The sequence below is a fragment of the Pseudomonas sp. S1(2024) genome, assembly GCF_046557535.1.
Map to the genome: position 1 here is coordinate 1 of NZ_JBKGFP010000014.1, position 11,384 is coordinate 11,384.

The 11,384-nt window shown below is 64.9% G+C and carries 9 protein-coding genes; 5 read left to right on the top strand and 4 right to left on the bottom strand.

The window, feature by feature from the left end; all coding sequences use genetic code 11:
- Nucleotides 1-102 precede the first annotated feature (102 nt).
- The 4 genes from ACLCGK_RS06150 (at nucleotide 103) to gcvP (ending at nucleotide 6,437) form a co-directional block, all read left to right on the top strand.
- Nucleotides 103-1,725, top strand: a complete 1,623-nt coding sequence (locus ACLCGK_RS06150; RefSeq protein WP_410951506.1) for an ABC transporter permease — start codon at nucleotides 103-105, stop codon at nucleotides 1,723-1,725.
- 125 nt (nucleotides 1,726-1,850) lie between these two features.
- Nucleotides 1,851-2,933, top strand: a complete 1,083-nt coding sequence (gene gcvT / locus ACLCGK_RS06155; protein ID WP_013974716.1) for a glycine cleavage system aminomethyltransferase GcvT — start codon at nucleotides 1,851-1,853, stop codon at nucleotides 2,931-2,933.
- 51 nt (nucleotides 2,934-2,984) lie between these two features.
- Entirely contained in the window at nucleotides 2,985-3,368 is a 384-nt protein-coding gene (gcvH, locus tag ACLCGK_RS06160) for a glycine cleavage system protein GcvH (protein WP_013974715.1), read from the top strand.
- A gap of 195 nt (nucleotides 3,369-3,563) precedes the next feature.
- Nucleotides 3,564-6,437 (top strand): aminomethyl-transferring glycine dehydrogenase, encoded by a 2,874-nt coding sequence (gene gcvP, locus ACLCGK_RS06165; protein WP_410951507.1) that lies wholly within the window; start codon nucleotides 3,564-3,566, stop codon nucleotides 6,435-6,437.
- 119 nt (nucleotides 6,438-6,556) lie between these two features.
- On the opposite strand, the gene ACLCGK_RS06170 is transcribed toward gcvP, so the two are convergent.
- The 3 genes from ACLCGK_RS06170 to ACLCGK_RS06180 all read right to left on the bottom strand — a co-directional run bounded on the left by ACLCGK_RS06170 (nucleotide 6,557) and on the right by ACLCGK_RS06180 (nucleotide 9,155).
- Complete coding sequence (locus ACLCGK_RS06170; RefSeq protein ID WP_003259356.1) at nucleotides 6,557-6,871, bottom strand: DUF2388 domain-containing protein; 315 nt, start codon at nucleotides 6,869-6,871, stop codon at nucleotides 6,557-6,559.
- 89 nt (nucleotides 6,872-6,960) lie between these two features.
- Complete coding sequence (locus tag ACLCGK_RS06175; RefSeq protein WP_367245083.1) at nucleotides 6,961-8,646, bottom strand: GspE/PulE family protein; 1,686 nt, start codon at nucleotides 8,644-8,646, stop codon at nucleotides 6,961-6,963.
- A gap of 203 nt (nucleotides 8,647-8,849) precedes the next feature.
- Nucleotides 8,850-9,155: a hypothetical protein gene (locus tag ACLCGK_RS06180; RefSeq protein WP_410951508.1), complete on the bottom strand. Its 306-nt coding sequence runs from the start codon at nucleotides 9,153-9,155 to the stop codon at nucleotides 8,850-8,852.
- Nucleotides 9,156-9,281: 126 nt separating this feature from the next.
- Here ACLCGK_RS06180 and ACLCGK_RS06185 point away from each other — a divergent pair, with 126 nt between their 5' ends.
- Nucleotides 9,282-9,752: an Lrp/AsnC family transcriptional regulator gene (locus ACLCGK_RS06185; RefSeq protein WP_015272225.1), complete on the top strand. Its 471-nt coding sequence runs from the start codon at nucleotides 9,282-9,284 to the stop codon at nucleotides 9,750-9,752.
- A 102-nt stretch (nucleotides 9,753-9,854) separates the two neighbouring features.
- Here ACLCGK_RS06185 and ACLCGK_RS06190 read toward each other — a convergent pair whose 3' ends face one another.
- Nucleotides 9,855-11,222: an inorganic triphosphatase gene (locus ACLCGK_RS06190; protein ID WP_410951509.1), complete on the bottom strand. Its 1,368-nt coding sequence runs from the start codon at nucleotides 11,220-11,222 to the stop codon at nucleotides 9,855-9,857.
- Nucleotides 11,223-11,384 lie beyond the last annotated feature (162 nt).

Genomic DNA, 11,384 nt, shown 5'->3' on the forward strand with positions numbered 1-11,384 from the left:
GGGGCCTTCCCCTCCCCAAGGGTGCTTTCCTCCTTTGGGGGGAGCGGGCATGCCCGCGAACGACCGCATAGCGGTCGCAAATCAGCCACAGAGACATTCAACTTGCCCCACTCCCCCCAACGCCGCTGGTACCTCCCGGTCACCCTGGTCGCCGCCCTGGTGCTCCTGCCCCTGAGCGTCCTGCTGCTGTCCTGGCAGTCGATCGACCTGCAGATCTGGTCGCACCTGCTCGACACCCAGATGACTCGCCTGCTGGGCAATACCCTGACGCTGGTGGGGGGTGTGGGCATCGGCGTCACGGTACTGGGGGTCAGCCTGGCCTGGTTGACCAGCCTCTGCGAGTTCCCTGGCCGGCGCTGGCTGGACTGGGCGCTGATGCTACCGTTCGCCATCCCGGCCTATGTGCTGGCGTTCGTCTTCGTCGGCCTGCTGGACTTCGCCGGCCCGGTGCAGAGCGCCCTGCGCGAGGTGTTCGGGCCGATGCGCCTGCCGCGGGTGCGCTCCACCGGCGGGGTGATCGTCGTACTGGTGCTGGTGTTCTACCCCTATGTCTACCTGCTGGCGCGCAGCGCATTCCTGGCCCAGGGCAAGGGCCTGATGGAAGCCGCGCGGGTGCTGGGGCTGTCCCCGCTGCAAGCGTTCTGGCGCGTGGCTCTGCCCATGGCTCGGCCGGCGATCGGCGCCGGTATTGCCCTGGCCCTGATGGAAACACTGGCCGACTTCGGCGCGGTTGCGGTATTCAACTTCGACACTTTCACCACGGCCATCTACAAGACCTGGTACGGCTTCTTCAGCCTGTCCAGCGCTGCCCAGCTGGCCAGCCTGCTGCTGCTGGCGGTGATGCTGGTGCTGTATGGCGAGCGCCGTGCCAGGGGGGCCAGCCGCAGCGGCAACGAGCGGCCGCGCGGGCAGGCGCTGTACCACCTGCACGGGGTCAAGGCGTTGCTGGCCAGCGGTTGGTGCTTGCTGGTGTTCGCCTGCGCCTTCGTCATCCCGCTGCTGCAACTGCTGGCGTGGTTCTGGCAGCGTGGCCGACATGACCTGGACGAGCGCTATGTCGGCCTGGTGTTGCACACCCTGTACCTGGGCGGCATGGCGGCGCTGGTCACGGTGTGCGTGGCGTTGCTGCTGGCCTTTGCCCGGCGCCAGGCGCCGACGGGTGGTATTCGCGCCGGGGTGGGCCTGGCCAACCTGGGCTATGCCTTGCCCGGCTCGGTACTGGCGGTTTCGATCATGCTGGCCTTCAGTTACCTCGACAACCACCTGGTCATCCCGCTGTCCAGCTGGCTGGGCGGTGCCGGCAAGCCGCTGCTGCTGGGCAGCCTGGCCGCATTGCTGCTGGCCTACCTGGTGCGCTTCATCGCGGTGGCCTACGGGCCGCTGGAGAGCAGCCTGGAGCGGATCCGCCCGTCACTGCCCGAGGCATCCCGCAGCCTGGGCGTCGGTGGCGCGGGATTGTTTTTCAAGGTGTATCTGCCGCTGCTGGTGCCTGGCGCGCTCAGCGCCGCCCTGCTGGTGTTCGTCGACGTGCTCAAGGAAATGCCGGCCACCTTGCTGATGCGCCCGTTCGGCTGGGACACCTTGGCGGTAAGGGTGTTCGAGATGACCAGCGAGGGTGAGTGGGCGCGTGCATCGTTGCCGGCACTGACCCTGGTGCTGGTGGGCCTGCTGCCGGTCATCGGCCTGATCCGCCGTTCGGCACGTCGACCCGGTCACAGTCACTGAGGGTGCCAGCCCGCGCCCTTGCGGCTACAATGCGCGGCATTCGCGCGGCGGGTCCTACACAAGAAGAGCTGACGACCCGACGTCATCGACCGCCGCCGCTTCGCCACGCCCGGAAGGAGAAACCCATGGGACAGCGCACGCTTTTGTATGACCTGCACCTGGCGCTTGGCGCCAAGACGGTCGATTTCGGTGGCTGGGACATGCCCCTGCACTATGGCTCGCAGGTCGAGGAGCACCATCAGGTGCGCAGCGATTGCGGGGTGTTCGATGTTTCCCACATGACCGTGATCGATGTCGATGGTAGCGACGCCACTGCCTGGTTGCAGCGTCTGCTGGCCAACGACGTGGCCCGCCTCGACGACACCGGCAAGGCGCTGTACAGCCCGCTGTTGCAGGAACAGGGCAGGGTGATCGACGACCTGATCGTCTACCGCACACAACATGGCTATCGCCTGGTCACCAACGCCGCCACCCGTGCCAAGGTACTCGACTGGCTGCAGCAGCAGCGTGACGGTTTTGCCGTGGACTTCCAGGTCCGCCCAGACCTGGCCATCCTTGCCATCCAGGGCCCGCATGCTCGGGAAAAGGTTGCAGCCCTGCTCAGCCCCTCGCGTGCGGCGCTGATCCGCGAACTGCGTCCTTTCGAAGGCTTTGCCGAAGGCGACTGGTTCATTGCCCGCACCGGTTATACCGGTGAAGACGGCCTGGAGATCATCCTCCCCGGCGAGCAGGCCGTGGCCTTCTTCAACGACCTGGTCGGTGCCGGCATCGCCCCCAGCGGCCTTGGTGCCCGCGATACCCTGCGCCTGGAAGCCGGCATGAACCTGTACGGCCAGGACATCGACGAAAACCACACACCGCTCACCTCCAACCTCGGCTGGAGCATCGCCTGGGAGCCGGCCGAGCGCGATTTCATCGGGCGCGCCGGGCTGCTGGCGGAAATCGAGCACGGCGTGCAGGAAAAACTGGTCGGCCTGGTGCTGGAAGAGCGTGGCGTGCTGCGTGCCCACCAGGTGGTGCGTGTAGCCGGGATTGGCGAAGGGGAGATCACCAGTGGTAGTTTCTCGCCTACGCTGAGCAAGTCCATTGCCCTTGCACGCGTGCCCATGGCCACCGGCGACCGGGCCGAGGTGGAAATTCGCAGCAAGTGGTACCCGGTGCGGGTGGTCAAACCGACCTTCGTGCGCCACGGCAAGATCCTGATCTGAACAATTTTTAACCGGCGGGCGTACCGCTGAGCCAATCGAGGAATTCAAGACATGAGCAATATCCCCGCCGAACTGCGTTTTGCCGAAAGCCACGAGTGGGCTCGCCTGGAAGCCGACGGCACCGTGACTGTTGGTATCAGCGACCACGCCCAGCAAGCCCTGGGTGACGTGGTGTTCGTCGAGTTGGCCGAAGTCGGCAAGGTATTCGCCGCTGGCGATGCGGCCGGTGTGGTCGAGTCGGTCAAGGCCGCTTCGGACATCTACGCCCCGGTCGGTGGCGAAGTGATTGCGGTCAACGAAGAGCTGGCAGACAGCCCTGAGCTGCTCAACGAAGAACCTTACGATTCGTGGATTTTCAAGCTGAAGCCAAGCAACCCGGCCGAGCTGGACAAGCTGCTGGATGCTGCGGGCTACAAGGCCGCGATCGGCGAGTAAGACCGCGTCGCCTTCTTCGCGGGCACGCCCGCTCCCACAGGAGTAGCGCCAGCCTCAGGGCTCGTGGTTGACCTGTGGGAGCGGGCATGCCCGCGAAGAGGGCGGTACTGCAAAACAAGTTTCCCCGCAGAATCGGCAATCCCTTCCTAGACTTGTAAGTCTCCATGAGAGCTGTTCCAGGAAGAGAGCGTCGTCATGTCCCAGTCGCCATCCCTGCATCAACTGCAAGAGCTCAACCCATTCCTGCGTCGCCACCTGGGCCCGGATGCCACGGAGCAGCAGGCCATGCTCAACGCGCTGGGTGTCGCCAGCCGCAGTGAGCTGATCGAGCAGACCGTACCGCCAGACATCCGCCTCAACCGCCCCCTCGACCTGCCGCCTGCACTGGACGAACAGGCCGCCCTGGCCAAGCTCGCCGGTTACGCCAGGCAGAACCAGGTCTGGACCAGCCTGATCGGCATGGGCTACCACGGCACCATCACCCCCACGGTAATCCTGCGCAACGTGCTGGAGAACCCGGGCTGGTACACCGCCTACACGCCTTATCAGCCCGAGATTGCCCAAGGCCGGCTGGAGGCGCTGCTGAACTTCCAGCAGATGGTCATCGACCTCACCGGGCTGGCCCTGGCCAATGCCTCGCTGCTCGACGAAGCCACCGCCGCCGCCGAGGCAATGGCCTTGGCCAAGCGGGTGGCGCGCAACAAGAGCAATGCCTTCTTCGCCGATGAGCACTGTCACCCGCAAACCCTGTCGGTACTCAAGACCCGTGCCGAGGGCTTCGGCTTCGAGCTGATCGTCGACTCTGTGGATAACCTTGGCAAACACGCGGTTTTCGGGGCCTTGCTGCAGTACCCGGATACTCACGGCGAGGTGCGCGACCTGCGCCCGCTGATCGACCATTTGCACAGCCAGCATGCCTTGGCCTGCGTAGCCGCCGACCTGCTCAGCCTGGTGGTGCTGGCACCGCCTGGGGAGCTGGGAGCCGATGTGGTGCTGGGTTCAACCCAACGCTTTGGCGTACCGATGGGCTATGGCGGCCCCCACGCGGCCTATTTCGCCTGCCGCGATGACTACAAGCGAGCCATGCCGGGGCGCATCATCGGCGTGTCGCGCGATGCCCGTGGCAACACCGCGCTGCGCATGGCACTGCAGACCCGCGAGCAGCATATCCGCCGCGAGAAGGCCAACTCCAACATCTGCACGGCCCAGGTGCTGCTGGCCAACATTGCCGGCTTCTATGCGGTATACCATGGCCCCGAAGGCCTGCAGCGCATTGCCCAGCGCGTGCACCGGCTGACCTTCATCCTGGCCGCCGGCCTTGAGGCCAAGGGCATCAAGCGCCTCAACCAGCACTTCTTCGACACCCTTACCCTGGACGTCGGCGGTGCCCAGGCGGCCATCATCGAAAGCGCCGAGGCCGCCCAGATCAACCTGCGAATCCTTGGCCGCGGGCATCTGGGCGTGAGCCTGGACGAGACTTGCTCGGAGCAGACGGTGTTGCGCCTGTTCGATATCTTCCTGGGGGTGGATCACGGCCTGGATATAGCCGCACTCGACCAGTTGGCGCTGCCCGAAGGCATCCCTGCCAGCCTGGTGCGGCGCACGCCGTTTCTCGCCCACCCGGTGTTCAACCTGCACCACAGCGAAACCGAGATGCTGCGCTACCTCAAGCAACTCGAGAACAAGGACCTGGCGCTGAACCAGTCGATGATCCCGCTGGGCTCGTGCACCATGAAGCTCAACGCTACCAGCGAGATGATCCCCATCACCTGGCCCGGCTTTGCCCTGCTGCACCCGTTTGCCCCGGCGGCCCAGGCCACCGGCTACAAGGCGATGATCGACGAACTGGAAAGCTGGCTGTGCGCCATTACCGGCTTCGATGCCATCTGCATGCAGCCCAACTCCGGCGCCCAGGGCGAGTACGCCGGCCTGATGGCCATTACCCGCTATCATCGCAACCGCCACCAGCCGCAACGCACGCTCTGCCTGATCCCGTCGTCGGCCCACGGCACCAACCCGGCATCGGCGCAAATGGCCGGAATGGAGGTGGTGATCGTCGATTGCGACGACGATGGCAACGTTGACCTGGCCGACCTCAAGGCCAAGGCCCACTCGGCCGGGGATCGGTTGTCGTGCCTGATGATCACTTACCCATCGACCCACGGCGTGTACGAGGAGGGGATTCGCGAAATCTGCGAAGTGGTCCACCAGCATGGTGGCCAGGTGTACATGGATGGCGCCAACCTCAATGCCCAGGTGGGCCTGGCGCGTCCGGCGGATATCGGCGCCGATGTTTCACACATGAACCTGCACAAGACCTTCTGCATCCCCCACGGTGGTGGCGGCCCGGGCATGGGCCCGATCGGCATTCGCGCGCACCTCAAGCCGTTCGTCGCCAGCCATCCGGTGGTGCCGGTACCCGGTCTGGACCCGAACAACAGCGCGGTCAGTGCTGCGCCCTGGGGCAGTGCGAGCATTTTGCCGATCAGCTGGATGTACATAGCCATGATGGGCCCGCAACTGGCCGATGCCAGCGAGGTGGCGATCCTCTCGGCCAATTACCTGGCCAGCCAGCTGGGTGGTGCCTTCCCGGTGCTCTACCGCGGGCGCAACCAGCGGGTGGCGCATGAGTGCATCCTCGACCTGCGGCCGCTGAAGGCGCTGACCGGCATCAGTGAAGAGGACGTGGCCAAGCGCCTGATGGACTATGGCTTCCATGCGCCGACCATGTCGTTCCCGGTGCCGGGCACGCTGATGGTCGAGCCGACCGAGAGTGAATCGAAGGCTGAACTGGACCGCTTCGTCGAGGCGATGCTGGCGATTCGGACGGAAATTGGCGAAGTGCAGGAGGGCAACTGGCCGGCGGAGAACAACCCGCTCAAGCATGCGCCGCATACCCTGGCCGATGTGCTGGCGGAGTGGGACAGGCCTTACAGCCTGGAGCAGGCGGTGGCGCCCAGTGCTCACGTGCGCCAGCACAAGTACTGGCCAGCGGTGAACCGGGTCGACAACGTTTATGGGGACAGGAATCTGTTCTGTGCTTGTGTGCCGGTGGAGGCGTATCGCTAATTGTGGTTTGCCTGTGCCGGCCCCTTCGCGGGTAAACCCGCTCCTACAGGACTTGTACAAGTTTCGAATACTGTGCAGTACCTGTGGGAGCGGGTTCACCCGCGAAGCAGGCGACGCGGTTACTCGGCTACCGCATTCTTGGCCAGGATGGCATTGGCCAGTTCCATGTCGGAAGCCTGCATCCCCGGGTTCTCCGCGCGAGCCTGGCGAATTGCCGCTTCGAGGAACGGCCCACGGATCGCGCCTTCGCTGGCCACGAAGCTGCCGGCGTCATCCTGCGCCGCCATCACCAGCTTGTGATCCCCGGAAGTCAGGTAGCTCGATGCCGTGGTAGCACCGGTAGTCATCACGTTACGCCAGAAGGTATCGGCCATGGCCGAGCCGATAGGCAGCGAAAGCAAGGCAGCGGCAGCGATGGCGGTTTTGAAACGCATGTTGAAACACCTCGAAGGGTGAGGGTTGAAGATGCGCGATTTGATCCTGCCACAGGGGTGCAAGTTCCTTGAATACAAAGGATTTTTGCTCAGGAACAGGCCCGTAGCACTTCCTCTAGGCGGGTCTGCCCACAGGCTACCTTGGCTTCGCCGCAGCGGCGCAGATCGAGCAAGCCATCGGCCACGGCCTGGCGCCGCAAACTGGCCAGATCGCTGTCCGGGCCTATCAGGGCGCGCAGGCTGTCGCTGGGTATCAGTAGCTCGAACAACCCTGTGCGGCCATGGAACCCCGTGCCACGACAGGTACGGCATGGCTGCCCTTCGCGCAGCGCTGTATCACCCCGGCAATCCGCGCACAGTGTGCGCACCAGCCGCTGGGCCATGACCCCCACCAGCGTCGCCTTGATCAGGTAGTCGGCCACACCCAGTTCCTGCAGGCGGGTGATCGCGCCACAGGCGTCGTTGGTATGCAGGGTCGACAGGACCAGGTGCCCGGTCAGGGCTGCCTGTACCGCCACCAGGGCGGTCTCGCGATCACGGATTTCGCCGATCATGATGATGTCCGGGTCCTGGCGCAGCATGGCCCGCACACCATTGGCGAATCCCAGGTCCAGGGCGGGTTGCACCTGCAACTGGTTGAAGGCGGGTTCCAGGCGCTCGATCGGGTCTTCGATGGTGCACAGGTTGACCTGCGGCGTGGCCAGCAGCTTGAGGCTGGCGTAAAGCGTGCTGGTCTTGCCGGACCCGGTGGGGCCGGTAACCAGGATGATGCCCTGACGATGACGCAGCAGGCCTTGCCACTGGTCCAGTTGCGCCCCGTCCAGGCCGAGCCGGTCGAAGCCTTCTTGCAACTGTTGCGGGTCGAACAGGCGCAGCACCAGTTTCTCGCCGAACGGAGTCGGCAATGTCGACAGCCGCAGTTCCACCTCGCCGCCGCCAGGCAGGCGGCTTTGCAGCCGGCCATCCTGCGGCCGCCGTTTTTCCGCGACGTCCATGCGCCCCAGGTGTTTCAGGCGGCTGACCAGCGCCAGGGTTACCCCGGCAGGGAAGGCATAGACGTTGTGCAGCAGGCCGTCGATGCGGTAGCGCAGCTGGCCCAGTTCGCGGCGTGGTTCCAGGTGGATATCACTGGCGCGTTGCTCGATGGCGTACTGCAGCAGCCAGTCGACGATATGCACGATGTGCGCGTCGTCCGCACTGGCCTCGGCCTGGCGCTTGCCCAGCTCCAGCAGCTGTTCGAGTTCGCCCAGGCTGGCTGACTGCTGGTGTTGCGCGCCCTTTACCGATTGGGCCAGGCGGTGGAACGACTGCCCTGCCTGGCGGACCTGCTGCGGGCTGGCCAGCACGCGCCGGATCGGCCGGCCCAGGCTGCGGGTGAGGTCGGCCAGCCAGTCGTCCTGGTAGGGCTGGGCGCTGGCGACGGTGACGCTGGAGGCGTCGGCGGCGACGATAAGGATGCCGTGGCGCTGGGCGAAGGCCGGGGATATCAGGCCGGTGACCTGGGGCAGGTCCAGTTGCAGCGGGTCGATGCGCAGGTAGGGCTGGCCGACCTTGTTGGCCAGCCATTGGCAGAGGCGATCCAGGTCCAGGGGCTTGCCAGGGTGTCGGCGGTCTTCCAGGGCGCAGGCGGCGATCTGTTCCAGCGGGTGGGCGGTGGGGTGATTGGCGGCGTGCTCGAGTACCTGCAGGGTGTCGTTGGCGTGCAGGTGCTGGTCGGCGAGCAGGCCCTGGAGCACGCGCTTGAGGTCGAGTGCCGGGTTGTCGGGGGTGTGCATGATTGGCGTCCGTGCCTGATAGGGGAGTGCTGATCAAGGCTAGCCGGACGGCGGAAGGTTAACGGAAGTGAAAAGTTTCGGAAATTTACTGTGCCTGTACTGGCCCTATCGCCGGCAAGCCAGCTCCCACAGGACCACCACAGGCTCGAAGATTGCGCTGTACCTGTGGGAGCCGGCTTGCCGGCGATAGGGTCGGTAAATGCTTACACAACCGCCAGCTCCACCCGCTGCAGCTTGCTCAGGCTCACCTCACCCACACACACCAGGTTACGCAGTTTCTGCGCAATCACCTCGGCCCGGTGCCAGCTGAGGCCGCCGATGCCGACCTCGATATCCAGCCAGTCGTCCTGCTGACTGACCTGCACGCTGTGCGGGGTCAGGAACTGCAGGGCAAACAGGTTGAGTACCCGGCACAGGCTGTCAGGCTCGGCCTCGGCCTGCAGGCGATAGTGCACGGTGCTGTGGGCGCTGCTGGCGGCCCAGGCGTCGGTACGGGGCTGTGCGTTCATGCTGGTCTCCGCAAATGTTGGAGAAATTCTTGCACGTTAGTGGCGGTATTTTTTCGCTATGATTTGATCATTTCGCTGTATTGGCGAATTGTTCTATTCATGAAGTGCTGTTCAGGAGAATTATTGATGCACAGCGAGCTGGACGCCTACGACCGCCGTATCCTCGAACTGCTGCAGGAGGACGCTTCTCTGTCCAGTGCGCAGATCGCCGAACGCGTGGGGCTGTCGCAATCGCCGTGCTGGCGGCGTATCCAACGGTTGAAGGAGGAGGGAGTGATTCGTGGGCAGGTGACCTTGCTGGACCGCAAGAAGGTCGGCCTGAACACGCAGATATTCGCCGAGGTGAAACTGAACGCCCACGGGCGCTCCAACTTCACAGAGTTCACCGACGCGATCCGCGGGTTTCCGGAGGTGCTGGAGTGTTATGTGCTGATGGGGTCGGTGGACTTTCTGTTGCGCATCGTCACCCCGGATATCGAGGCTTATGAACGATTCTTCTTCGAAAAGCTGTCGAACGTGCCGGGGATTCAGGAGGTGAACTCGATCGTGGCGCTGTCGGAGATCAAGTCCACCACCAGCCTGCCACTTTCGCGTTGAGGCCATTCGCGGGCTCGCCCGCTCCCACAGGTGCTGTGCAGGCCCAGGCCTTGTGCAGTTCCCTGTGGGAGCGGGTAAGCCCGCGAAGAATGCGACGCGGTATCACGCCTTGAGCAGATGCTTCCAGCCGCGGCTCTGATCCACCGCCCGAGCCTGCTCGATACGCGCTTCCAGTACTTCATCGCTGATCGGCTGCTCAGCCAGCTCATGTAGCTTCTTCAGGTCGCCATACAGGCGGTCCATCTGGGGCGCTTCCAGCACCTGACGAGCATGGTGCAGCCAGGCCAGCAGCTGCTCGATACGCGGCAGTTGCTCGGCCAGGTCTTCCGGCCGCTGGGTGTACAGCGGCAGCTTCAACGCTCGGCCTTCTTCGCCCAGCAGGTGCGCCAGCCAGCTTGCCAGCTGCGCCTTGCCCTGGCGCTCGCCACGGCCTTTGCGCTCCACGGTCCAGGCACGGGCCAGCAGCCAGCGCGAGGTTTCCAGCGAGAACTGGCCCCAGCGCACGTCTTCCAGTTCTTCGGCGAACTGCTCGGGGGCGGCGCGGCGGATATCTTCGTCTTCGTTACCGGCCTGCACCAGCGGGCGCCAGTCTTCGAGCACGGCGTCCAGGCTGCTGCGCAGGTCACGGGTGTTGGCGCGTGGCGCGGCCTGGCCCAGGCTGGCGGTAATGGCACGCAGCTCGCTCAGGCACTCGACCCAGTCCTGCAGCAGGCGCCAGTGGCCGTTGTGGCGGTATTGCTCGGCCAGGCGCTGGCTGCTGCCCAGCAGTTGCCAGGCCAGTGCGGCGTAGGCGTCGTCCACGGCCATTTCGGCTTCCAGCTCGGTGTGCGGCAGGCCCAGCTCGTAGCTGTCCGGCTCCAGCAGGCGGTAGCCACGCTCGGCCTTGCTGATGTCACATGGCATCAGCGGCAGGCTGGCGGCCAGCTCGGCGGCCAGTTCCAGCAGTGCCTGCGGCTCACCTTCACGCAGTTCCAGTTCCAGCTCGCAGATTTCTTCCTTGCGCTTGCCGGCGATCACGAAACCCTGGTCCAGCGCGGCCTCGATCACCACCTTGCTCTTGCCACGGCCCCAGGCGATTTCGGCGTATTCACGGCTGAAGTCGGTGGTGAACAGCGGCTTGATGGTCTTTTTGTCCAGGTTGGCCAGTTGCGCGGGCCAGCAGCTGTCGTCGAGCTTCTTCAGGTCGAGCTTGACCTTGTCCAGCTGCCATTCGTGCTCGTTGCGCTCGGACAGGCCGGCCACGCTGGTGCCGCGGCACTTGAGGGTCTGGATGATGGCCTCGCCATCGCGGCGCAGGCGCAGGGCGACACGGGCGGCGGAGAGCTCGCGCTCGGGGGTGTCGAAGTACTGGTTGAGCAGTTCGCGGGTCTGCCAGCCGGACTTGTTGCGCTTTTTCAGCAGAGGGTGCTCGCGCAGGGCGGCAAGGGTCTCGCGGCTGGCGCGGAGCTTGAGTTCGGTTTCTTTGTGCATCACAGGCTCGAAGGAGGGGGCGTGGTTGCCCAGCAGTCTACAGGAGTCGGCTCTCGTCTGTTGGATCGTGGTTGGCTTCTTCGCGGGGTTGGGGGGGGGGGAGGGGGGGGGGGGGGGGGTCCCAGGAGAGGAGAGCCCGCTTGTACGAGGAAAGACACAAAA